This window comes from Nocardioides aestuarii (assembly GCF_039527245.1).
GTDB lineage: Bacteria > Actinomycetota > Actinomycetes > Propionibacteriales > Nocardioidaceae > Nocardioides > Nocardioides aestuarii.
Map to the genome: position 1 here is coordinate 2,103,437 of NZ_BAAAJT010000002.1, position 20,654 is coordinate 2,124,090.

Here is a 20,654-nt window from a genome sequence, read left to right on the forward strand (position 1 = left end):
GAGGGAGGGAAGCATGGACTTCGTGCTGTGGATCCTTGCAGTGATCCTGGTCATCTCGGGCATCGTCACCCTGATCAGGGGTGGGGTGCTGTGGGGGATCGTGCTGATCGTCCTCGGGCTGCTCGTGGGTCCTGGCGGCGTCAGCCTCTTCAGCTAGCGCAACGCCAGCGACCCGCTGTCGGCGGCGGTCCCTAAGGTGGGGGCCGTCGCCGACGCACGTGAGGAAGGGGAACCGGGTTGGCCCTCCACCTCCACCGTGCCGAACGCACCGACGTGCTGGCCGACGGCCTGGCCGACCTGCTCGCAGACCCGTTGGCGGACCCGTTCGCCACCGAGCTCGTCGCCGTGCCCGCCCGCGGCGTGGAGCGGTGGCTCTCCCAACGGCTGTCCCACCGGCTCGGGCGCGGCGATGCCGCCGACGGGGTCTGCGCGGGTGTCGACTTCCGCTCGCCGCGGTCCCTCGTCGCCGAGCTGACCGACACCGCCGCCGACGACCCGTGGGCGCCGGACGCGCTGGCCTGGCCGCTCCTCGAGGTCCTCGACGACGTGCTCGACGAGCCGTGGGCGCGCCCGCTGGCGATCCACCTCGGTCACGGCCGGGAGGGCGAGGAGGCCGACCTCCGACGCGGTCGACGCTGGTCGGTCGCGCGTCGCCTGTCCGGCCTCCTGGCCTCCTACGCCGCCCAACGGCCGCAGCTTCTCGACGACTGGCTCGCGGGCCGGTCGACCGACGGCCTCGGCCAGCCGCTCCCCGACGACCTGGCCTGGCAGCCACCTCTCTGGCGTGAGCTCGTGGGGCGGGTCGGTGAACCGCCGCCCCACGAGCGGCACGCCGCCGTGCTCGACGCGCTGAGGTCGGGCCCGGCCGAGGGGCTGCCGGCGCGGCTCTCGCTCTTCGGCCACACGCGGTTGCCCGGCACCGAGGTCGAGCTGCTGCGCGCGCTCGCGACCCACCACGACGTCCACCTCTGGCTGCCCCATCCCGGCGACGCGCTGTGGCAGTCGCTGCACGACGACCCGCCGCGCGGTCCGAGGCGCGACGACGAGAGCCACCTCCGGGTCGGCCACGGGCTGCTGGTGACACTCGGCCGCGACGTGCGTGAGCTGCAGGGAGCGCTGGCCGCGGTCGGTGTCGACCACGACGAGGCGCTCGTCTCGCCGCCACGGCCCGACACGCTGCTCGGCTGGCTGCAGTCCGACCTCTCCGCGGGGAGCGTCGCGCCCGCCGGTCGCGAGCACCGGCACGACGACCGGTCGGTGCAGGTGCACCGCTGCCACGGCGCCGCCCGCCAGGTCGAGGTGCTGCGCGAGGTGCTGCTCGGGCTGCTGCAGGACGACGCCGGCCTGGAGCCGCGCGACGTGCTCGTGATGTGCCCCGACATCGAGACCTACGCGCCCCTCATCACGGCGGCCTTCGGGCTGGGGGAGGTCGTCACCGACGCCCATCCCGGCCACGGGCTGCGGGTCCTGCTGGCCGACCGGGCGCTGAGCCGGACCAACCCGCTGCTGGCGCTGGCCTCTCGGCTGCTGGAGGTCTCGGGTGGGCGCGCCACCGCGAGCGAGGTGCTCGACGTGGCCCACCTGCCCGCGGTGCGCAGTCGTTTCGGGTTCACCGACGACGACCTCGACACCATCACCGAGTGGGTGCGCCAGGCGGGGATCCGGTGGGGATTCGACGCGACCCAGCGGGCGTCCTACGGGCTCGGCGACGTGGTCCACAACACCTGGCGCTTCGGGCTCGACCGCGTCCTCGCCGGGGTCACGATGAGCGAGGACGCCCGCGACTGGGTCGACGTGACGCTGCCGCTCGACGACGTCGGCTCCCACCGGGTCGAGCTCGCCGGGCGGCTGGCGGAGTACGTCGACCGCCTCGCCGGCGTCACCGAGCGCCTCACCGGCACCCGGCCGTTGTCCGCCTGGGTGGAGACGCTGGTCGAGGGAGTCGCGCAGCTGACCCGGACCTCCCCCGACGACGCGTGGCAGACCGGCCAGCTCCACCGCGAGCTCGGTGCGGTGCTGGCCGACGCAGGAGATCGCGTCGGGGTGGAGCTGCGGCTCCCCGACGTGCGGGCGCTCGTCGACACCCACCTGGCCGGCCGCCCGACGCGTGCCAACTTCCGCTCGGGGACGCTGACGGTCTGCACGATGGTGCCGATGCGGTCGGTGCCGCACCGGGTCGTGTGCCTGCTCGGGGTGGACGACGGGGTGTTCCCGCGCGTCGGCGCGGTCGACGGTGACGACGTGCTGGCGCGTGACCCCGTGGCGGGGGAGCGTGACGTCCGCTCCGAGGACCGCCAGCTGCTGCTCGACGCCGTGCTCGCCGCGACCGAGACCCTGGTGGTCACCTACACCGGCTCCGACGAGCACACCGGCCACGACTGTCCGCCGGCGGTGCCGCTCGGTGAGCTGCTCGACGCCCTGGACCGGACGACGACGAGCCCCGTGCGGGAGCGGGTGGTCGTCACTCACCCGTTGCAGCCGTTCGACCTGCGCAACTGCACGCCCGGCGAGCTCGGGTCGCCGGTGCCCTTCAGCTTCGACCCGACCGCGCTCGCGGCGGCCACGACCGCCGCCTCGAGCCGCCCCGAGCCGCCGCCGTTCCTCAGCGAGCCGCTGCCGGCGCCCGCGCCCGGACCGGTGGCCCTCGACGCCCTGACGGGCTTCTTCGGCGACCCGGTGAAGGGGTTCTTCCGCGCTCTCGACGTGACGCTCCCGTGGGACGTGGACGGCGTGGCCGACGCCATGCCCGTCGAGATCGCCCAGCTGGAGAGCTGGGGCGTGGGCGACCGGATGCTCCGCGACATGGTGCGGCTGGTCCATCCGGAGCAGGCCCTCGGGCTGGAGTGGCGGCGGGGTGCGCTCCCGCCCGGCCGGCTCGGCTGGCGTCAGGCCCAGGCGGTCCGCGACCAGGCGATGGACCTCGCGGTCGCGGCGCTCACCCACCGTCAGGTGGAGCCGCGCAGCCACGACGTCGACGTCGCGCTCCCCGGCGGCCGGCGGCTGACCGGGACCGTCGGCCCCGTCTACGACGGCCGACTCGTGGAGGTCGGCTTCTCGCGGCTCGGCGGCAAGCAGCTGCTCCAGGCGTGGGTGCGTCTGCTCGCGCTCGCCGCCCACGACCCCGACAAGCACTGGACCGCCCTCGTCGTCGGCCGCGGCCCCGGCAAGTCCACCGTCGCCCAACGTCTCCTCGGCCCGGTGCCCGAGGCCCCCGACGTGCTGCTCGCCGACCTGGTCGACCTCTACGACCGGGGTCGTCGCGAGCCGCTGCCGCTGCCGCTCAAGACGTCCCACGCCTGGGCCGAGGCGGTGCACCGCGGCGACGAGGCGCGCCCCGCGGCCGAGAAGAAGTGGCGGTCCAACCGCTACCCGGGGGAGGACGCCGAGCCGGCCCACGTCCGGGTCTGGGGCGAGCACGCCCCGCTGTCGGCGCTGTTCTCGACCCTGCGTGCCGATGAGCCGGACCTCGGCCAGCCCCACCGGTTCGGGGCGTGCGCCGTCCGGCTCTGGGGCCCGCTGCTGCGCGCGGAGCGCGCGCTGTGAGCGCCACGACGGGCGTGCGCCCCTTCGACCTGACGGGCCCGCTGCCCGCCCCGGCCACGACGACCGTGCTCGAGGCGAGCGCCGGCACCGGCAAGACCTACGCGCTCGCGGGCCTGGTGACACGTTATGTCGCCGAGGGGCGGGCGCGGCTCGACGAGATGCTGCTGATCACCTTCGGCCGCGCCGCCAGCCGGGAGCTGCGCGAGCGGGTCCGTGACGCCCTCGTGGCCGCCGCCGGCGCGCTCGACGACCCGGCCGCGGTCGGGGAGGACGCCGACGCGCTCCACCGCCACCTGACCGCCGCGACCGCGGCCGAGCTCGACCTGCGCCGGCGCCGGCTCCGCGACGCCCTCGCGTCCTTCGACTCCGCGACGATCGCGACCACCCACCAGTTCTGCCAGCTCGTGCTGCGCTCGCTGGGCGTGGCCGGCGACTCCGACTCTGGCCTGGAGCTCAAGGAGAGCCTCGACGACCTGGTGACGGAGGTCGTCGACGACCTCTACCTCGCCCGGTTCCGGCAGGACCGCGACGTCCCGCCGTTCGGCCGTGACGAGGCGCTCGGGCTCGCCCGCGACGTCGTCGCCAACCCGCACACCCGTCTGACTCCGGAGGATCCCGAGCCCGGCAGCGCCGCTGCGGCCCGCGTCGGCTTCGCCCGCGACGTGCTCGACGAGGTCGAGCGCCGCAAGCGGCGGCAGGGCATCCTCGGCTTCGACGACCTGCTGACGCGGCTCGCCGCAGCGCTCGACGACCCGGCCGCCCCGGCCCGGCAGCGGATGCGCGAGCGCTGGTCGGTCGTCATGGTCGACGAGTTCCAGGACACCGACCCGGTCCAGTGGGAGGTGCTCGAGCGCGCCTTCGACGGCGCCTCCACCCTGATCCTCATCGGTGACCCCAAGCAGGCGATCTACGCGTTCCGCGGCGGCGACATCGCGACCTACCTGGCCGCCTCGGAAGGTCGGGAGCTCCAGACGCTCGGCACCAATTGGCGCAGCGACCGCGTGCTCGTCGAGGCCACCCACGCGGTGCTGACCGGTGCCACGCTCGGTCACGAGCGGATCGTCGTCCGCGGCGTCGAGACCCACCACGCCGGCCACCGCCTCCGGGGTGCACCGCACGGGGCGCCGTTCCGGCTCCGTGTCGTCACCCGCCACGACCTGCAGGCGGCGCCCCACAAGACGATCCCCATCGACGTGCTGCGCACCCACGTCGCCGCCGACCTCGCCGCCGACGTGAGGGCCCTGCTCGCCAGCGGGGCGACCTACGACGGGCGCCCGGTCGAGGCGGGTGACGTCGCGGTGATCGTGGAGGCCCACAAGGACGCTCGCGCCTGCCGGGACGCGCTGGCCGAGGCCGGCGTCCCTGCCGTCTACACCGGTGACACCGACGTGTTCGCCTCGCCGGCGGCCGACGACTGGCAGCGGCTGCTGGAGGCCTTCGAGCAGCCGCACCGCTCGGGACTCGTGCGTGCCGCCGCGGTGACACGGTTCTTCGGCGAGACCGCCGCGACCCTGGCCGCCGGCGGTGACGCGCTGACCGACCGCGTGTCGCAGACGCTCCGCGAGTGGGCCGACCACGCCCGCGAGCGCGGCATCGCCGCCGTGGTCGAGGCCGCGCAGGTCGGCGGGATGAGTCGCCGGGTGCTCGGCTGGCAGGGCGGCGAACGCCACCTGACCGACCTCGACCACCTCGGCCAGATCCTCCACGAGACCGCGCACCGTGAGCGCCTCGGTCTGCCGGCGCTGCTGGAGTGGCTGCGCGACCAGACCCGCGACCGGCGGGGAGCCGCCGAGCGCAACCGGCGTCTCGACAGCGACGCCAAGGCGGTCCAGATCATGACGGTCTGGGTCAGCAAGGGCCTCCAGTACCCGCTCGTCTACCTGCCGTTCGCCTTCAACCGCCACGTGCCCGACCCCGCCCACGTGCTCCACCACGACGAGGACGGCCGCCGCTGCCTCGACATCGGGGGCCGGCGCAGCGGCTTCAGCGCCGTCCAGGCACGCGGCCGGACGGAGTCCGCCGGCGACGACATCCGGCTGACCTACGTCGCCCTCACCCGTGCCCAGTCGCAGGTCGTGGCCTGGTGGGCGCCGTCCTGGGACGAGCCCAACGGCGGCCTGTCCCGGCTGCTCCGTGGCCGCGGACCCGGCGAGGCCGTGGTGCCGGAGCGGTGCGACACCACGATCAGCGACGAGGACGCCATCGCCACCTTCCGCCGCTGGGCGGAGGTCGGGGGACCGGTCGTCGAACGTTCGGAGGTCGTCGACGCGCCGGAGCCGCCACTGCCCGCACTGCCCGCGGGCCTCGGCGTACGCCGGTTCACCCGCCCGGTCGACGTCACCTGGCGTCGCACGTCCTACTCCGGCCTGCTGCGGTCCGCGGTCCCGCAGACGGGGGTCGCGAGCGAGCCCGAGGCCGAGGCGCTGGACGACGAGGTGTCCGACCTGCCGGCGCTGCCGGAGGCGACCGTCCCGGGCATCGACCTGCCGTCTCCCATGGCGGGCGTCCCTGCGGGGGCTGCCCTCGGCTCGCTGGTCCACGAGGTGCTCGAGGAGGCCGACCCGGAGGCTCCCGACCTCCTGGCCGAGCTGACCAGGGTCGTCGGCGAGCGACTGCCCTACTGGCCGGTCGACGTCACCGCCGAGGTGCTGGCGGAGGCGCTGATCCCCCTCCACGACACCCCGCTGGGACCGCTCGTCCCCGGCCTGACCCTGCGCCGGCTCGGCCAGCGCGACCGGCTCCGCGAGCTCGACTTCGAGATCCCGCTCGCGGGCGGCGACCGCGCGGAGGTGGCCGACGTCCGGCTGCGCGAGGCAGCCGACCTGCTCGACCGCCACCTCGCCGCAGCAGACCCGATGCGCGCCTACGCCGACCGGCTGCGTGACCCCGCGCTGGGCCAGCAGTCGCTGCGTGGCTACCTCTCCGGCTCCATCGACGTCGTGCTGCGGGTGCCCGGTCCTCGCTACGTCGTCGTCGACTACAAGACCAACCGGCTCGGCGACGGTGACGGGCCGGTGACCGCGGCCGACTACGCCGCGCCGCGGCTGGCCGAGGCGATGCTCCACTCCGACTACCCGCTCCAGGCCCTCCTCTACTCGGTGGTGCTCCACCGCTACCTGCGATGGCGGCAGCCCGGCTACGACCCGGCCACCCACCTCGGCGGCGTCGCCTACCTCTACCTGCGCGGCATGTGCGGGCCCGACACCCCGGAGCTCGACGGCCACCCCGCCGGGGTCTTCAGCTGGGACGTCCCCGCGCCCCTGGTCGTCGCGCTCTCCGACCTGCTCGACGGGAGGCGTCCATGACCACGAGCCCGCTGGCGGACCCCTACGACGCCCGGCTCGCCCTCGGCGTCACCGGTCCGCTCGCCGAGCTCAACCGCGCCGGCGTGCTGGAGGCGGCCGACGTCCACGTCGCCCGCCGGGTGACCGCGCTCGCCGGCGACGACGACCCGCTCGTCGCGCTCGCCGTGGCGGTCGCGGTGCGCGCCGTACGATCCGGCTCGGTGTGCGTCAGGCTCGCCGAGGTGGCGGCCGAGGAGGAGTCCGGCACGACCTGGCCCGACCCCGGGGTCTGGCAGGCGGCGGTCGCTGCCAGCCCGCTGGTCAGCGGGCCGGCGTTGCTGCACCTCGAGGGCGACCGGCTCTACCTCGACCGCTACTGGCGCGAGGAGCTCCAGGTCTGCGACGACCTGCTGTCACGGCCGCGCGACGAGGTCGCCGGGGAGCCGACCGGTCTTGCCCGGGTGTTCCCCGCCGAGGGCTACGACGAGCAGCGGGCGGCCGCCGCGCTGGCGGTGACGCAGTCGACCACCGTCCTCACCGGCGGGCCCGGCACCGGGAAGACGACCGCCGTCGCGGGTCTGCTGGCGTTGTTGGCCCAGGCTGCCGAGGAGGCCGGGGACCCCGCGCCCCGGATCGGGCTCGCCGCGCCGACCGGCAAGGCCGCCGCGCGGCTGGAGCAGGCGGTGCGGGGCGAGGTGGCGAAGCTGCCCGACCCCGCCGACCGGGCCCGCCTCGACGGGCTCACCGCGATGACGCTCCACCGGCTGCTCGGCTCGCGACCCGACACCTCCGCCCGGTTCCGGCACCATCGCGACAACCGACTCCCGCACGACGTCGTGGTGGTCGACGAGACCTCGATGGTCTCGCTGACGATGATGGCGCGGTTGCTGGAGGCGTTGCGGCCGGAGGCCCGTCTGGTCCTGGTCGGTGACCCCGACCAGCTGGCGTCCGTCGAGGCCGGAGCCGTCCTGGCCGACATGGTCGACGGTCTCGGGCAGCGCGACGACGTGCGGATCGCCCGGCTGGCGACCTCCCACCGGTTCGGCCGGACGATCGGTGCGCTCGCTGCCGCGATCCGCGACGGCGACGACGAGGAGGTGGTCACCCTGCTCCGGCGTGGTGACGAGAACCTCGAGTTCATCGAGACCGACGCCCCGGCCGAGCCGTTGCGCGACCTGTTGCTCCCTCGCGCCCTGGGGCTGCGTGAGGCGGCGCAGGTCGGGGAAGCCGACCGTGCGCTCGCGCTGCTCGACCAGCACCGGCTGCTCTGCGCCCACCGCGAGGGGCCCTTCGGAGTCCGCCACTGGAACCGCCAGGTGGAGCGATGGCTCTCCGAGGAGACCGGGGAGGGGATCTGGTCCGACTGGTATCCCGGCCGACCGTTCCTGGTCACCGCCAACGACTACGGGCTCGGCATCTTCAACGGCGACGCGGGGGTCGCGGTCGGTGCTGCCGGCGACCTGCGCGCGCACGTCGCGGCCGTGGGCGGTGCGATCGACCTGTCGCCGGCCCGGGTCAGCGACGTCGACACGCTGCACGCCATGACGATCCACAAGAGCCAGGGCAGCCAGGCGCGCGAGGTCACGGTGCTGCTGCCCGACCCCGACTCCCGGCTGCTGACCCGCGAGCTGCTCTACACGGCAGTCACCCGTGCCGAGAAGCTGATCCGGGTGGTCGGCACGGAGGAGTCGGTCCGCGCCGCTGTACGCCGTCAGGTCCGCCGCGCGAGCGGTCTGGCCGAGCGACTGCGGGCTGGACAGGGAAACACGGCCGCAACCGCCGACGACTAACCTCGCCGCATGCCGTTCCTGCTGCGCGTCTCGCTGCCCGACGTCCCCGGATCCCTGGGTCGGCTGGCGAGCGCGATCGGTGAGGCCGGCGGTGACATCGAGGCCATCGAGATCGTCGAGAAGCGCTACGACGGCACCGCCGTCGACGACGTCTTCCTCGAGCTGGAGGGCGGCGCGATGCCCGACGCCGTCGTCTCGGCCTGCACCCAGCTCGACGGGGTCGAGGTGCTCTGGATCAACCGCTACGCCGCGGGCGGCAACGTCTTCCTCGACCTCGAAGCCGTCGAGGACCTGACCGAGCACGCCGACCGGGCGCTGGACCGGCTCGTCGACCTGCTGCCGGTGGTCTTCCGGTCCGACTGGGCGGCGCGGGTCGAGCGCGCCGGCGGCGTACGACGGGCGACGGAGGCGGCGCCCGACGACCTGGCCTGGGTCGAGCTCACCGCGCCGGCCCAGCTCGACTCCGACCTCACGGCCGAGCAGGGCGACCTGCTGGTGGGCTGCCCGCTCGGCGACGACGGCCTCGTGCTGCTCGGACGCCGCGGTGGCCCGGCCTTCCTTGCCTCCGAGCTGGCGCGCCTGGAGCACCTCGCCCGCCTCGCCGCCTCCATCGCCACCTAGGCCGAGTCGTGGGGTTGTGACACGCGAGCCGCGGAACAGTTCCGCGACTCACCTGTCACCAACCCACGACTCGGCCCTTCTCAGGGGACGGAGCGGATGCGGGTGACCAGCACCGAGCCGAGGATGGCCACGGCGAAGGAGAAGAAGTAGACGGCGAAGTAGCCGACCGACCACTCGCCGTCGCGGCCCTCGAGGCCGGCGGCGGAGACGACCGAGAGGATCACCCCGGCACAGACCGGGGCGAGGACCTGCGGCAGTGCGTTGGCGATGTTGATGACGCCGAGGTCCTTCGCGCGCTCCTCGGCGGCGGGCAGGACCTGGGTGATGAGCGCGAAGTCGACCGCGGTGTAGATGCCGAAGGCGAGGCCGAGCACGATCGCGGCCGCGATCGCCGCCGTCCAGCTCTGGGGTACGGCGAGCACGAGCGACGCTGCCCCGGACACGATCCCCGACCACGTGACGAAGACCTTCCGCTTGCCGATCCGGTCGCTCCAGTGGCCGAACACCGCGGTGGTCGCGACGGTCGTGACGGCGTACAGCGCGGTCAGCAGCAGCACGCGTTCGTCGGCCTCGTCGTCCGGGAAGCCGAGGCCGTCGACGAGGTAGAAGTAGAGGTAGAGCGTGGCCACGTAGTTGCCGAGGTTGACCAGGAACCGGGTCAGCCAGGCCCACGCGAAGTCCGGGTGCTGCCGCGGCGAGATCCAGAACGAGCGGACGAAGCTGCCGAGCCGGAACACCGGCAGCGGGTGGTCGGGCGGCAGCGCGAGGTCGCGGGAGCCGAGCAGGTAGGGAAGCGACAGCACGACGAGGACGACCATCGTCGTGAGGTAGCCGGCGGCGATGCTGCCGGTCAGGCTGGCGATCGCGACGCCGCCGACGATGCCGAGCGTCTGGGCGATGGCGATCAGCCCGCCCACGAGGCCGCGGCGCGGCACCGGCACCTGGTCGGGGATCGCGGCCGATCCGGCGGCATACATGGCGTTGAGGAAGAGCTGGGACCCGCACCAGCCGAGCACCATGGCGATGACGGAGTCGGCGGTCGAGAGCACCAGCAGCGACAGTGCGCCCCCGACGACGCCGCCGAGCACCCACGGCAACCGACGACCCATCCGCAGCCGGGTGCGGTCGGAGAAGGCGCCGAAGACCGGGTTCGAGATCGTCGACACCGCCGCGCCCACGCCGAGGACGAGGGAGAGCACGGCCTCCTTGTGAGCGGGGTCGACCACGGTGGCCTGCTCGGCCAACAAGACCTGGATCGGCCCGAACCAGCCGCAGTAGATCGCGAGGTTGAGCAGCGTCAGGGAAGCGACCCACCGGGCCGGCGGAGTGGCGACCGGTTCCGCGAGGGCGGACCGGACCACGGGGGCGTGGGTCACCCCCGCATCGTGTCAGTCAGTTGCGCCGTTCGAGAAGGAACAACGGGATGAGTCGGTCGGTCTTCTTCTGGTAGTCGCCGTAGGTCGACCAGGTGGCGACCGCGCGCTCCCACCACTCGTCGCGCTCCGGGCTGTCCGGCAGCTCGCGCACGTCGTAGGTCGCCTTGTCCGCGCCGTCCTGGAGGTCGACCTCGGGGTGGGCGCGGAAGTTGTGGGCCCAGACGGGGTCCTCGGGCGCTCCACCCTTGGAGGCGACGGCGAGGTAGGAGCCGTCGTGCTCGACCCTCATGACCGGGTTCTTGCGCAGCTTGCCGCTCTTGGCCCCCTTCGAGGTGATGACGACGATCGGGTCGCCGGTGCGGGCCAGGACGTTCGCCCGGGCGCCGTTCGACGCCTCGAACTCCGCCACCTGGTCACGCACCCACTGCTCGGGGCTGGGTTCGTACTCGCCGGTGAGTGCCATGCCCTCCACAACACCACGGGTTCCCGCCGGATTCCAGCAGTCAGAGGTGGCGGTAGCCGGTGCTGAGACGCAGCTCCAGCGACGAGCCCGCAGGCACCCCGCGGGCGGAGTCCCAGTCCTGGGTCCACGTCTCCCCCTGGTGGAGGACGCCGAGACGGTCGCCGTCGAGGACGACCTCGCCGTCCGGGCCCACGATCCTCATCCGCAGGCCGTCGGTGTTCGACCCGACGAACCTCCACCCGCGCGCGCCGTGCTCGACGCGGTAGGCCATGCCGGCCGCCGCCAGCGCGGGATCCTCGACCGGACCGGTCGCGAACGGCACCCGCACCTCGGCCTGGATCGACTCCGCGAGCACGAGGAAGTCGACCAGCAGCGCCACCACCTCGCCGGCGGCGTCCGCTCCCCAGCTGACGGGATAGCCGCCGTCGCCCCACCCGCTGTCGACGAGCAGGCCGTCTCCGGCCTCCGACCCGAGGTCGAGGGGTACGACGAGCGGCCGGGACGCGCCGGACTCGACGACGCCGGTGAACAGCGCGTCCACCCTGTCCTCGTCGAGCGCGGTGACGGCGTCGACGTCGAGCAGGGCGGCGGTCCCCGTGTCCACGCCCACGGTGGCGGCGGGGTGCCACGTCGCGACGGGAGCGTCACGGAAGACGACCCGGACGGCGACGTTGCGACCGAACGCCTGGGACACCTCGACCCGGTGCGTCCCGGCCGGCCCGGCCGGCGTCAACGGTGAGAGCCCGCGGCCACCCCATCCCAGGTCCCAGACGGCCATCGCGCCCCCGGTGGTCCACGGCGGCGGGGTGACCACGCCGATCGTGGACCGGTGACCGTCCAGGGTCACCTCGCGGCCCTGCTCGAAGAGCCGGTCGACGGCGAGCTCCACCCCGGGGTCAGGGGGCGCCAGCCCCGGCTCCGGGGCGGGTTCGGGCGCGGAGAGATCCGGGACCTCGAGGGCCGACTCGACCGCGGTGATCCGCCAGGAGCCGTCGACCTGCGCCAGGTCGTAGACGTGGTGGAACGACCCGCCGTCGCGGGTCACGGTCGTGACCACCCGCCCGCGGCCACCCTCGACCGCGCTCGCGGTCACGTCCTCGAGGGCGGGGTCGTGGGTCGCGTGGGGCAGCGAGAACCCGCCCTGCCCGATCGCGAGGCGGCGTACGGCGTGGCGCGCAGCGACCTCGTTCAGCAGCGGCGTCATCTGACGGCCGGCGGCCGTCATGCCGTTGAGGTCGTAGAGCGACGTGACCGTCGGGCGGACCTGCCGCCATGCGGCGTACCAGTCCTCGATGAACGCCCTGACCCGCGCGACCGCCTCGTCGTCCCCCGCCACGCGCCCGAGGCTAGTGGTCGCGACCCCGATACGGTGCCGATGTGAGTGCGATCGACGGAGTGTCCGACACCTTCGACCCCGACGCCTGGGACGTCGTCCCGGGGTTCGAGGACCTGACCGACCTGACCTACCACCGGGCGAAGGCCCACGGGACGGTCCGGATCGCCTTCGACCGGCCCGACGTCCTCAACGCCTTCCGGCCCCACACCGTCGACGAGCTGCTGCGCACCCTCGAGCACGCCCGCACCAGCGCCGACGTCGGCTGCGTGCTGCTGACCGGCAACGGACCCAGCACGAAGAACGGGAAGCACGCGTTCTGCACCGGGGGAGACCAGCGGATCCGCGGCAAGGCCGGCTACCAGTACGAGACGTCCGGCCACGACGAGGCCGGCGAGCCACCGAACCCGATCGACAAGGCCAAGCTCGCCCGGCTCCACATCCTCGAGTGCCAGCGGCTGATCCGCTTCATGCCCAAGGTCGTCGTCTGCCTGGTCAACGGCTGGGCGGCCGGCGGCGGCCACAGCCTCCACGTCGTCTCCGACCTGACCCTCGCCAGCGCCGAGCACGCGCGCTTCAAGCAGACCGACGCCGACGTCGGCTCCTTCGACGGCGGCTACGGCTCGGCCTACCTCGCCCGCCAGGTCGGCCAGAAGTTCGCCCGCGAGATCTTCTTCCTCGCCGAGGAGTACGACGCCGAGGCCGGCGTCCGGATGGGCACCGTCAACCGGGCCGTCCCCCACGCGGATCTCGAGGCCACGGCGCTCGACTGGGGCCGCATGATCAACGGCAAGAGCCCGACGGCACAGCGGATGCTGAAGTACTCCTTCAACCTCCTCGACGACGGCCTGGTCGGCCAGCAGCTCTTCGCCGGCGAGACGACCCGGCTGGCCTACATGACCGACGAGGCCCAGGAGGGTCGCGACCAGTTCCTCGAGAAGCGTGAGCCCGACTGGTCGCCCTACCCCTGGTACTACTGACCCGGGTCGCTCCGGTTTCGAACCCCGTCCCGGGGGGAACGCTGACCAGCGTTCCCCCGGTCCCACTGAGGAGCTCTCGGATGATCACCCGCTTCGCTGCCCCGGCGCTCGCCGCGCTGGCCCTGACCCTCGCCGGCTGCAGCCAGACCGTGACGGTCGACGAGGCCGACCTCGAGTCGGAGGTCAGCAGCCAGCTCGAGGCCTCCGTCGGCCAGGCCCCCGACGAGGTCGACTGCCCCGGCGACCTGAAGGGCGAGGAGGGCGCCGAGATGCGCTGCACCCTCACCGCCGGCGAGGACGAGCTCGGGCTGACGGTGACCGTCACCGGTGTCGAGGGCACCAGCGTCGACTTCGACATCCAGGTCGACGAGCAGTGACGACTCCGCCCCCGGCCGCGGAGGACTTCCGCCGCCGGGTCGAGCAGGCCACGGACGGCACGCCGTACGCCGTGACGCCGACCGAGCGCGGCTTCGACGTCGCGATCGACATCGTCGACGCGCAGTGGTTCGGCTTGTTCAACAAGGCGGGGCTGTCGAAGCACTATCTCCACCACGTCGCCGTCGCCGGCGACGGCAGCTACACGATCACCGACGACGCCCGCAGCGTCGAGTGGGTCGCGGGTGTGCCGCAGGCGACGGGCAGCGCCGAGCGTCAGCTCGGCCGGGTCAAGGAGCTCGGCGTCCAGAAGGTGTGGGCGATCGGCGAGGACGGCCGGTTCGGCCAGGTCGTCGACTTCCGCTTCAACTCCGAGGAGGGGCGCGACCTCGTCACCGGCGTCGCCGACCAGCTCGGCCTGAAGCAGAGGCGTGGTGCGGCCGAGAAGATCGGCATCGGGTTCGCCGTCGTCGCCGTCGCGGGGATCGTGGTCGGCGGCCTGGTCGTCGGGATCCTCGCCCTGCTCGGGGTCTTCTAGCCCTTCGCGGGTACGCCGGGTGGCGCGACCGGCTTGACCGTCGCCATGAACGCCTGGAACTCCCGCCCGACGACGTCGAACTGCGAGGCCGTGCAGGTGACCGTGTAGAGCACGACGATCGCGCGGTCGGGGTGGGCGAGGTCGACCATCGCCGTGACGACCTGTCCCTGCCGCATCTCGTGGGTGGCGCCGTCGACGACGGCAGTGCCGGACATCAGCTGGGTGAGCGCGGGGGCGCGGTCGGAGCCGTGGCGGCTGCGCTCCACGAGCCGGACGTCGGACGCCTGGGCCGCGAGCACCTCGAGCGACTCGTCGCCGACCTGCTCCAGGGTCACGCCGTCCTCGCGCCAGCCGCCGCTGATCGTGAGCACGGGCGAGTAGTCGGCCCAGCCGCTCCGCAGGGCGAGGAAGGCTGCGGTCGGGACACCGAGCGCGTCGGGATCCTGGCCGGCCCACTCGGGCCCGGGCAGTCGGAACTCGACCGGGACGGGGAGTGGCCTCATGACGCGCTCCTCGACGTCGGGACGTCGTTCAGTCGAACCATCCGCCGATCCCTTCCACGATGTCGCCGCCGGTCTCCCACATCTCCGGGAAGTCCAGCGTCACCTCGCCGCCGATCTTGCCGCCCAACCCCCACGCGATGCCGCCCGACCCCCCGAGCGTGAGCTTGCCGTCGTCCCAGCCGATGTCGGCGTCGCCGGAGATGCCGGCGCCCGCCCAGCCCTCGGCGGTCACGCCGCCGCCGACCCCGCCGACGTCGCCCTCGGCGGTGCCGCCGACGCGACCGCCGGCGAAGAGCTCGCCGCCGGCGTGGAGGCCGGTGGTGTCGGCGATGACGTGGCCGTCGCCGGAGAGGCCGACGTAGCCGTCACCGGAGAGCTTGCCCTCGGCGTAGCCGTAGTCGCCGCCGACGCTGCCCTCGGCGCTGGCGAGGACGACCCGGCCCTCGGCATTGATCCGCAGCCCGCTGCCGTCGATGGTGGCCTCGGCCTCACCGTCGGCACCGAGCAGGCTCACCGAGCCGTCGGCGTTGACCTTGACCGGTCCCCAGTAGTCCTCCCAGCTGCCCTCGGCCCGTCCGACCCACGCCTTCCCCTCGACGTGGCCCAGGCTGATCTTGAAGGGACCGCCGTCGTGGTCGTCGTCGTAGTCCCCGCCGGGGCCGTGGCCGGGGTCGTCGCCGAACGTGTCCTCCCAGAAGTCCCAGCTGAACGACGGCCCCTCGGCCGACCCCTCGGCGCCGAACCAGTCGCCCTCACCCTCGGTCTTCGCCCCCTCGAGCCCGCCGAGTGCCACGAGGGCCGTCTGGCCGGCCTCCTCGAGACCCTGCCGGGCGCCGTCGAGGATCTGCTGGGCCTCCTCGCGGAGCGCCTCACCAGGGTCGACGAAGGGACCGGGCCGTGCGGGGCGCATCGTCGGCACCGGCGGCCCCGCGAAGGGCGAGGGGCTCGTCGCAGGCGCGCACAGGGGGTCGTTCCAGGCCTGCACCGCCTCGTGGTGGGCGGTCAGCGCCTCGGCGGTCGCCTGCTCGCCCTCGTCCCACTTCTCGATCGCCCGCTGCGCCTCGGCCTGCGCGGTGCGCAGCGCCCCGGCGTAGGTCGACAGCGTGGTCCGGGCCTTCTCCAGCAGGGAGAGGTAGGCCTTCCACTTCTCCAGCTCGGCCTCGAACGCCGCCTCGTAGCCCCAGGCGGTCAGGCCGGTCCAGCCGGGGACCGAGACGGCGCGGACGAGGTCGTACTTGTCGCCGACGAGCGTGTGCTGGTCGGCCAGCGCCGTCACGTTGGCGTCGACGTGGGACGGCTCACCGGGAACGAGCTGCTTCGGGTCGTGGGTCTCGCCGAGCTGCTTCGACGCGGGGGCACTCATCGCGCCGGCCACCCGGGCGTGCCGCCGCCGAACCACGACGCGACGCCCTGGTCGGTGGTGGTGAAGTCGGCGGCGGCCGTCACCAGCCGCTGCGCCAGCGACTCCGCGCCGGTGCCGAGCGCGTCGCCGGCCTTGTCGCACTGGTCGACCACCGCGAGGAACCAGGCGGCGAGCTCGACGTGGCCGAACGAGGCCGGGCTGACGTGCTCCTCGGGGAAGTCGTAGCCGACGAGCGACTGCGTCGGCGTGCGCAGGTCGCTCGCGGCGTTGCGCAGGTCCTGCGGTTCGACCTCGATGGTCATCGGTGTCCCGTCCCCCGTGTCCAGCCTGATGTCGACCCTGTCCTACCCCGGTCGGGGCCGGCTCAATCCTCGGGAAGTGAGGAATCCCGAGGACGGCCCCGGCGTGGTGCTGGGGCAGACTGGCGGGCGATGACTGCACGACTCGGAGCCCTGCTGACCCTGTCCGTCCTCCTCGCCGGGTGCGGCCAGGTCGTGACGGTCCGCGAGGCCCAGCTGGAGGAGGACATCACCGCGCAGCTCGAGCGCACCACGGGCAACGCTCCTGACACCGTCGACTGCCCCGGTGACCTCGAGGCGGAGGACGGCAACGAGATCAGGTGCACCATGACCCGCGGGGAGAAGCAGCGCGAGGTCACGGTCACCGTGACCGGCGTCAGCGGCAACACCGTGGACTTCGACATCGAGGTCGAGGAGTGAGGCGCCAGTGACGCGCGTCGTCGTCCTCACGGGTGCCGGCATCTCCGCCGAGAGCGGGCTGTCCACCTTCCGCGACTCCGGCGGGCTCTGGGAGGGCCACGACCCGATGGCCGTGGCGACGCCCGAGGCCTTCGCGGCCGACCCCGACCTCGTCCACCGCTTCTACGACGAGCGACGCGCGGCGCTGTCCAGGGTCCGCCCGAACCCGGCCCACGAGGCGCTCGCGCGGCTCGAGGCGGCGTACGGCGACGACCTGCTGCTGGTCACCCAGAACATCGACGACCTCCACGAGCGGGCGGGCTCGCAGCGGGTCCTCCACATGCACGGCCGGCTCCGCTCGGCCTGGTGCGTGGCCTGCGACGCGCGGCACGAGTGGACGGGCCCCCTCCGGGGGCTCACCGACTGCCCGTCGTGCGCGATGCCGGCGCTGCGGCCCGACGTGGTGTGGTTCGGCGAGATACCTCATGACATGGACCAGATCCACGAGGCGCTGTGGGACTGCGACATCTTCTGCTCGATCGGGACGTCGGGGCAGGTCTATCCCGCCGCCGGGTTCGTGCAGTACGCCCTCGCCCGGCGGGCCCACACGATCGAGCTCAACCTCGCCGACAGCGACGGCACGACCGACTTCCACGTCTCCCGTCGCGGACCCGCCAGCGAGCTGGTGCCGGCCTGGGTCGACGAGCTAGTCGCGGGCGATCTCTGAGCGCAGCAGCGCGGTGTAGTGACCGTCGGGGTCGTCGATCGCGAGCCGCGGCATCCAGCCGAGCAGCATCTGGGCGAAGAGCTCGCCGCTGTCGATGACGCGCGGGTCCATGTGGCCGAAGACCTCGAGGGTGACGGTGCCGTAGAGCGTCGCCCACGCCTGCTGGAAGACCCACAGCAGGCCGCGGTCCGCCGCGGGGATCGCCGACACGTCGGCCGGATAGATCGGGTCGCGCATGACCTCCGCGATCCGGGGATCGAGGTCGTCGAGGTCGGGCCGCGGGAAGTCGCGCTGGCGCCACAGGCGCACGAGCAGGTCGTTGAAGTAGTGGCCCGACGTCGAGGCGGTCAGCAGCTCCCGCCGGAGGCAGTTGCTCTCGGCGACCGGGTTGGCGAAGGCGACCATGAACTCGGCGCGGTCGCGCAACGCCCAGCGGCGGAAGGCCACCGCCGCGCAGACCAGCTGGCCGGCAAGGTCGTCCTCGTCCTGGGTCGCGGCCGCGGCCCGGAACTCCTCGGTCGCCGACTTGTCGATCTCGTAGGCGACGAGGTCCACCAGCTCCTGATAGCTCGCGACGTAGCGGTAGAGAGCCGGCGGCGTGATCCCCATCCGACCGGCGACCGCCCGCAGCGAGAGCTCGGACCCGTCGCGGAGCAGGGCCCGTGAGGTCGAGACGATCTCGGCGTACGTCGCCTCGCGGGCGCGCTCGCGACGGGTGAGGGTCTCGGTCACGCGGGGCCTCCGGCGGGCTCACTGGGGTGGGTAGAGGTGGTCCGAACAGGCTTGACGGTCGAAGTTTACACCGTTTACGGTTTACACCGTTCACTTTCCTGACAGGGGATCGTCATGCTGGACGCCTGGAGCCGTGTGCTCGTCCGTCGCCCGCTCGCCGTGCTGCTCGCGGCGATCGTGCTCACCCTCGGCGCCGGGGTCTACGGCGCCGGCGTGTTCGACTCGCTCAGCCAGGGCGGCTTCGACGACCCCGACTCGGAGTCCGCGCAGGCGCTCGACCGCGAGCGCGAGGCGCTCGGCAACCAGGGCGTCGACGTGGTCGCGATCTACTCGAGCGAGGACCTCACGGCCGACGCCCCGGAGTTCCGGGGCGAGGTGCAGTCCGTCCTCGAGGGCCTGCCGGAGGGAACGACCGTGCGCGTCGTCCCGTGGTACGCCGACGGCGCCTCGCCCGACCTCGTCAGCACGGACGGCCACTCCGGCCAGGTCCTCGTCTCGCTCGCCGGCGACAGCCAGGACGACTACCTGAAGGCCTACGACGAGCTGAAGCCGGCGCTCGAGGCGCCGTCGGCCAGCGGGATCGAGACCGACGTCGCCGGCACCTACGCGATCTACGACGACGTCAACGAGCGCACCGAGCAGGACCTGCGCCGGGCCGAGACGATTTCGCTGCCGATCGTCGCCGTCCTCGCCGTGCTCATCTTCGGCAGCCTGGTCGCGGCCTCGATGCCGGTCCTCGTCGGCGCCCTCGCGGTCGTCGGCGCGCTCGCCGTGGTCCGGCTGATCACGCTCGTCACCGACGTGTCGATCTTCTCGGTCAACGTCATCACCCTGCTCGGGATGGGGCTGGCGATCGACTACGCCCTCTTCGTCGTCAGCCGCTTCCGCGAGGAGCTGGCCCACCACCACGTCGACGACCCCGACGGGGTGGGCAAGGCGCTGACGACGACGATGCACACGGCCGGCCGGACGGTCCTCTTCTCCGGACTCACCGTCGCCGCCGCGATGTCGTCGCTGCTGGTCTTCCCCCAGGCCTTCCTCCGCTCGATGGGCTTCGGCGGGATCGCGGCCGTGCTGGTCGCGATGGTGGCCGCGCTGACCGCCCTCCCGGCCGTGCTGCGGCTGCTCGGCCGCCGGATCGACCGCGGCCGCGTGCCGTTCCGCCGCCGCGCCGGAGCGGTCGAGGACGGCCACGGCGCCTGGGCGCGGATCGCGACGTTCGTGATGCGTCGCCCGGTCAGCGTGCTGGTCGTCGTCACGGTCGGCCTGGTCGCCCTCGCCTCCCCGTTCCTCGGCGTGAAGTGGGGCTCGGTCGACCACAAGATCCTCCCGCCCGACTCCGAGTCCTACGTCGCGGCCGAGAAGCTGGCCACCGACTTCGGCCCAGCCACCGCCAGTGCGTCGCTGCTGCTCGACGGCACCGACGAGGCCGACGTGGCGGCCTACACCGCCGAGGTGGAGGCGGTCGACGGCGTGGTCGCCGTCCAGCCCGTCGGGGCCGAGGACGGCGCGACGCTGCTCCGGGCGGTGTGGGAGGGCGAGAGCCAGAGCGAGGCGTCGCAGGACGTCGTGCGCGACCTCCGCGAGATCGACCCCGCCAGCGGCGAGGCGCTCGTCGGCGGGGTCACCGCCGACACCGTCGACCTCGAGCAGTCCGTCGCCGAGCACCTGCCGTGGATGGGCCTGGTCGTCGTGGTCGTGATGGTCGTCCTGCTCTTCGTCGCCTTCGGGTCGCTGGTGCTGCCGGTGAAGGCCGTGCTGATGAACGCGCTGTCGATCACTGCCTCGTTCGGCGTCGTCACGTGGATCTTCAGCGACGGCCACCTCGAAGGTCTGCTGGACTTCGAGAGCCAGGGCTTCCTCGACCTCACCAACCCGATCCTGATGCTCGCGATCCTCTTCGGCCTGTCGATGGACTACGAGGTCTTCCTGCTCTCCCGCGTCCGCGAGGAGTGGGACGCGAGCGGCGACAACGACCGCGCCGTCTCGATGGGCGTGCAGAAGACCGGCAAGATCATCACCTCCGCCGCGCTCCTGCTCGGCGTGGTCATCGGCGCCTTCTCCTTCAGCGGCGTGCTCTTCATGAAGATGATCGGCGTCGGCATGCTGGTCGCCCTCGCGATCGACGCGACCGTCGTCCGCGCGCTGCTCGTGCCGGCGACGATGAAGCTGCTCGGCCGCTGGAACTGGTGGGCACCCGCACCGATGGTCCGCTGGTGGGAGCGCCACGGCTTCCGCGAGGGCGGGCCGTCCGAGGAGCCGGTGGTGGACGACGTGGCCAGGGTTCCCGAGCGAGTCGTGTAGTTCCGGAGGGAACCAGTCATGCGA

General features: G+C 73.3%; 18 protein-coding genes. 11 read left to right on the forward strand and 7 right to left on the reverse strand.

Annotated features, from left to right (window positions below):
* The first annotated feature begins 13 nt into the window (after positions 1-13).
* The 5 genes from ABD091_RS10705 to ABD091_RS10725 all read left to right on the forward strand — a co-directional run bounded on the left by ABD091_RS10705 (position 14) and on the right by ABD091_RS10725 (position 9,238).
* Complete coding sequence (locus ABD091_RS10705; protein ID WP_343918196.1) at positions 14-157, forward strand: GPGG-motif small membrane protein; 144 nt, start codon at positions 14-16, stop codon at positions 155-157.
* An 80-nt stretch (positions 158-237) separates the two neighbouring features.
* A complete protein-coding gene (gene recC, locus ABD091_RS10710) occupies positions 238-3,543 on the forward strand; it encodes an exodeoxyribonuclease V subunit gamma (RefSeq protein ID WP_343918198.1) in 3,306 nt (1,101 codons plus the stop codon).
* Positions 3,540-6,848, forward strand: coding sequence for a UvrD-helicase domain-containing protein (locus ABD091_RS10715; RefSeq protein WP_343918200.1), 3,309 nt, complete (start codon positions 3,540-3,542; stop codon positions 6,846-6,848). The genes recC and ABD091_RS10715 overlap by 4 nt, the downstream gene beginning before the upstream one ends.
* Positions 6,845-8,617 (forward strand): exodeoxyribonuclease V subunit alpha, encoded by a 1,773-nt coding sequence (gene recD / locus ABD091_RS10720; RefSeq protein WP_343918202.1) that lies wholly within the window; start codon positions 6,845-6,847, stop codon positions 8,615-8,617. The genes ABD091_RS10715 and recD overlap by 4 nt, the downstream gene beginning before the upstream one ends.
* A gap of 9 nt (positions 8,618-8,626) precedes the next feature.
* Positions 8,627-9,238: an ACT domain-containing protein gene (locus ABD091_RS10725; protein WP_343918204.1), complete on the forward strand. Its 612-nt coding sequence runs from the start codon at positions 8,627-8,629 to the stop codon at positions 9,236-9,238.
* Positions 9,239-9,318: 80 nt separating this feature from the next.
* Here ABD091_RS10725 and ABD091_RS10730 read toward each other — a convergent pair whose 3' ends face one another.
* The 3 genes from ABD091_RS10730 to ABD091_RS10740 are packed head-to-tail and all read right to left on the reverse strand — an operon-like array spanning position 9,319 to position 12,413.
* Positions 9,319-10,614: an MFS transporter gene (locus ABD091_RS10730; protein ID WP_343918206.1), complete on the reverse strand. Its 1,296-nt coding sequence runs from the start codon at positions 10,612-10,614 to the stop codon at positions 9,319-9,321.
* A 16-nt stretch (positions 10,615-10,630) separates the two neighbouring features.
* Positions 10,631-11,077, reverse strand: coding sequence for a nitroreductase family deazaflavin-dependent oxidoreductase (locus ABD091_RS10735; protein ID WP_343918208.1), 447 nt, complete (start codon positions 11,075-11,077; stop codon positions 10,631-10,633).
* Positions 11,078-11,117: 40 nt separating this feature from the next.
* Positions 11,118-12,413, reverse strand: coding sequence for a DUF4241 domain-containing protein (locus ABD091_RS10740; RefSeq protein ID WP_343918210.1), 1,296 nt, complete (start codon positions 12,411-12,413; stop codon positions 11,118-11,120).
* 41 nt (positions 12,414-12,454) lie between these two features.
* On the opposite strand from ABD091_RS10740, the gene ABD091_RS10745 reads away from it, so the two are divergent.
* The 3 genes from ABD091_RS10745 to ABD091_RS10755 all read left to right on the forward strand — a co-directional run bounded on the left by ABD091_RS10745 (position 12,455) and on the right by ABD091_RS10755 (position 14,303).
* The gene (locus ABD091_RS10745) at positions 12,455-13,390 is read left to right on the forward strand and encodes a 1,4-dihydroxy-2-naphthoyl-CoA synthase (RefSeq protein WP_343918212.1); all 936 of its coding nucleotides are present in this window, start codon (positions 12,455-12,457) and stop codon (positions 13,388-13,390) included.
* A gap of 80 nt (positions 13,391-13,470) precedes the next feature.
* Entirely contained in the window at positions 13,471-13,767 is a 297-nt protein-coding gene (locus tag ABD091_RS10750; protein ID WP_343918214.1) for a DUF4333 domain-containing protein, read from the forward strand.
* Positions 13,764-14,303: a hypothetical protein gene (locus tag ABD091_RS10755; protein ID WP_343918216.1), complete on the forward strand. Its 540-nt coding sequence runs from the start codon at positions 13,764-13,766 to the stop codon at positions 14,301-14,303. Before ABD091_RS10750 ends, ABD091_RS10755 begins: the two co-directional genes overlap by 4 nt.
* Here ABD091_RS10755 and ABD091_RS10760 read toward each other — a convergent pair.
* Genes ABD091_RS10760 through ABD091_RS10770 form a run of 3 tightly spaced genes read right to left on the reverse strand, consistent with a single transcriptional unit; the run spans position 14,300 to position 16,471 of the window.
* The gene (locus ABD091_RS10760) at positions 14,300-14,806 is read right to left on the reverse strand and encodes a hypothetical protein (protein ID WP_343918218.1); all 507 of its coding nucleotides are present in this window, start codon (positions 14,804-14,806) and stop codon (positions 14,300-14,302) included. The two genes, ABD091_RS10755 and ABD091_RS10760, sit on opposite strands and share 4 nt — an antisense overlap.
* Before the next feature lie 28 nt (positions 14,807-14,834).
* Positions 14,835-16,169: a putative T7SS-secreted protein gene (locus tag ABD091_RS10765; protein WP_343918220.1), complete on the reverse strand. Its 1,335-nt coding sequence runs from the start codon at positions 16,167-16,169 to the stop codon at positions 14,835-14,837.
* The gene (locus tag ABD091_RS10770; protein ID WP_343918222.1) at positions 16,166-16,471 is read right to left on the reverse strand and encodes a hypothetical protein; all 306 of its coding nucleotides are present in this window, start codon (positions 16,469-16,471) and stop codon (positions 16,166-16,168) included. Before ABD091_RS10770 ends, ABD091_RS10765 begins: the two co-directional genes overlap by 4 nt.
* A 129-nt stretch (positions 16,472-16,600) precedes the next feature.
* On the opposite strand from ABD091_RS10770, the gene ABD091_RS10775 reads away from it, so the two are divergent.
* Positions 16,601-16,888 (forward strand): DUF4333 domain-containing protein, encoded by a 288-nt coding sequence (locus ABD091_RS10775; RefSeq protein ID WP_343918224.1) that lies wholly within the window; start codon positions 16,601-16,603, stop codon positions 16,886-16,888.
* A 7-nt stretch (positions 16,889-16,895) separates the two neighbouring features.
* Complete coding sequence (locus ABD091_RS10780) at positions 16,896-17,594, forward strand: NAD-dependent deacylase (RefSeq protein WP_343918226.1); 699 nt, start codon at positions 16,896-16,898, stop codon at positions 17,592-17,594.
* Here ABD091_RS10780 and ABD091_RS10785 read toward each other — a convergent pair.
* Positions 17,574-18,326, reverse strand: coding sequence for a TetR/AcrR family transcriptional regulator (locus ABD091_RS10785; RefSeq protein WP_343918228.1), 753 nt, complete (start codon positions 18,324-18,326; stop codon positions 17,574-17,576). The two genes, ABD091_RS10780 and ABD091_RS10785, sit on opposite strands and share 21 nt — an antisense overlap.
* A 114-nt stretch (positions 18,327-18,440) precedes the next feature.
* Here ABD091_RS10785 and ABD091_RS10790 point away from each other — a divergent pair, with 114 nt between their 5' ends.
* The gene (locus ABD091_RS10790) at positions 18,441-20,630 is read left to right on the forward strand and encodes an MMPL family transporter (RefSeq protein ID WP_343918230.1); all 2,190 of its coding nucleotides are present in this window, start codon (positions 18,441-18,443) and stop codon (positions 20,628-20,630) included.
* The last annotated feature ends 24 nt before the right edge of the window (positions 20,631-20,654 follow it).

Coding starts and splice junctions, on each gene's coding strand:
- ABD091_RS10765 (WP_343918220.1), bottom strand. CDS start 16,169: ATGAGTGCCCCCGCGTCGAAGCAGCTCGGCGAGACCCACGACCCGAAG.
- recD (WP_343918202.1), top strand. CDS start 6,845: ATGACCACGAGCCCGCTGGCGGACCCCTACGACGCCCGGCTCGCCCTC.
- ABD091_RS10775 (WP_343918224.1), top strand. CDS start 16,601: ATGACTGCACGACTCGGAGCCCTGCTGACCCTGTCCGTCCTCCTCGCC.
- ABD091_RS10705 (WP_343918196.1), top strand. CDS start 14: ATGGACTTCGTGCTGTGGATCCTTGCAGTGATCCTGGTCATCTCGGGC.
- ABD091_RS10750 (WP_343918214.1), top strand. CDS start 13,471: ATGATCACCCGCTTCGCTGCCCCGGCGCTCGCCGCGCTGGCCCTGACC.
- ABD091_RS10725 (WP_343918204.1), top strand. CDS start 8,627: ATGCCGTTCCTGCTGCGCGTCTCGCTGCCCGACGTCCCCGGATCCCTG.
- ABD091_RS10770 (WP_343918222.1), bottom strand. CDS start 16,471: ATGACCATCGAGGTCGAACCGCAGGACCTGCGCAACGCCGCGAGCGAC.
- ABD091_RS10735 (WP_343918208.1), bottom strand. CDS start 11,077: ATGGCACTCACCGGCGAGTACGAACCCAGCCCCGAGCAGTGGGTGCGT.
- ABD091_RS10790 (WP_343918230.1), top strand. CDS start 18,441: ATGCTGGACGCCTGGAGCCGTGTGCTCGTCCGTCGCCCGCTCGCCGTG.
- ABD091_RS10760 (WP_343918218.1), bottom strand. CDS start 14,806: ATGAGGCCACTCCCCGTCCCGGTCGAGTTCCGACTGCCCGGGCCCGAG.